Below are 1,283 nucleotides of genomic sequence, written 5' to 3'. Positions count from 1 at the left end.
ATATTCATACAGCTTAGTTGTAATTATTAATGTGCGCCAATATTTATTAATTTTTTCGCCTTTTCTCAAACAATGAATAAAACTTTGTCTTACATACAAAGAGTTAAGGTGATATAAATAGTTAAAAATTTACAAAGGCAGAATGTTATTGCGCAGGAAACACGCAATTGTTCCGCCTAATAAACTGCTATGCGTCAGTCGAGTCCTATGTCAAATTTCGAAGTCAGAGAAGATGAAGATGGTATTGGAAAAGTTCTTATTCTTAAAAATGCTTGGTCTGATAAAATTGAATCTCACATGCTAAAGAATAAAATATATGCCTTACGTTTAAGTGATTCGTTTGGGTTCAAAGATACTGATTTAACTTTCTTATCAGCCCTGACTTTTCTTAAAAGTTTAGAGGTTTATTGTTGGGATGCGAAAAATATTAAAAGCATAGAATCTTTAACTCAGTTAGAAGTTCTTGGATTACAAATTAAGTCCCAGCAAAAACTTAACCTTGAAAATTTCGATAAATTACGAGTTTTGAAGGTAACTTGGTCAAAAGGTTTAACTTCAATCTTTGAGTTAAAATCCGTAGAAAAACTAAACATTCAAAATTACCCTAATGAAGATCTTAGTAATATTTCTAAAATGATCTTGTTAAAAAAGTTATATTTAACTTCTCGTAAATTACAATCGCTCAACGGTATAACTAACTTTAAACAATTAGAGTCATTAGATTTGTATAATTGCCCTCAATTAGTATCTACAGATGGAATTGAGGAGTGCACAAAATTAAAAACAATAGAAATAGAGGCTTGTCGGCATCTGAGCGCATAACAAGCGCCTCAACAAAGGACGCAAAAAGCTTGGCTTGCGTCACTTCGTTCCTAATTTTAGCCAAGCATTTTTCGCCTGTTAGGCGGGCGTTAGCATTACAAAAGGATTCGAGTGCAAATCAACTCTAAAAGGCAACACGCTAGACTCTTTCCTTATACAGGGGGCTGTTTAATGCTTCCTGTGATTTTATTAAATAGTGGGTTTGCTACGTATTCTCTTGTGGCTTCTATCGTTGTTATTTTGCTTTTTAACTTTGATCCTGCTTTTAAATTTTACAAATCAAATATTCAGCATTTTACACGCTACATGAAAATTTCATTTGTTTCAGGTATGTTATTGGCTACAGTAGCTTTTATTTATCCTAGCTTTTCTGGTTGGGTAATAGCCATTTGGGGTTTACCTACTTTTATTTACGGTTTTAAGTTAAGTGGTCAAGTGGATAACTTGGCTAAAAAGTAATG

The 1,283-nt window shown here is 32.8% G+C and carries 2 protein-coding genes; both read left to right on the top strand.

Translation table 11 applies throughout. The features are described 5' to 3' along the window. The first annotated feature begins 207 nt into the window (after positions 1-207). Positions 208-822 (top strand): leucine-rich repeat domain-containing protein, encoded by a 615-nt coding sequence (locus tag QQK02_RS16385; protein WP_284209231.1) that lies wholly within the window; start codon positions 208-210, stop codon positions 820-822. Between the two features lie 111 nt (positions 823-933). After that, positions 934-1,281, top strand: coding sequence for a hypothetical protein (locus tag QQK02_RS16380; RefSeq protein ID WP_284209230.1), 348 nt, complete (start codon positions 934-936; stop codon positions 1,279-1,281). Positions 1,282-1,283: the final 2 nt, after the last annotated feature.

It is taken from the genome of Thalassotalea eurytherma, from assembly GCF_030161415.1.
Taxonomy (GTDB): domain Bacteria; phylum Pseudomonadota; class Gammaproteobacteria; order Enterobacterales; family Alteromonadaceae; genus Thalassotalea_G; species Thalassotalea_G eurytherma.
Note: the sequence above shows the minus strand (reverse complement) of the source record. Positions and strands in the feature narration are given on the sequence as shown.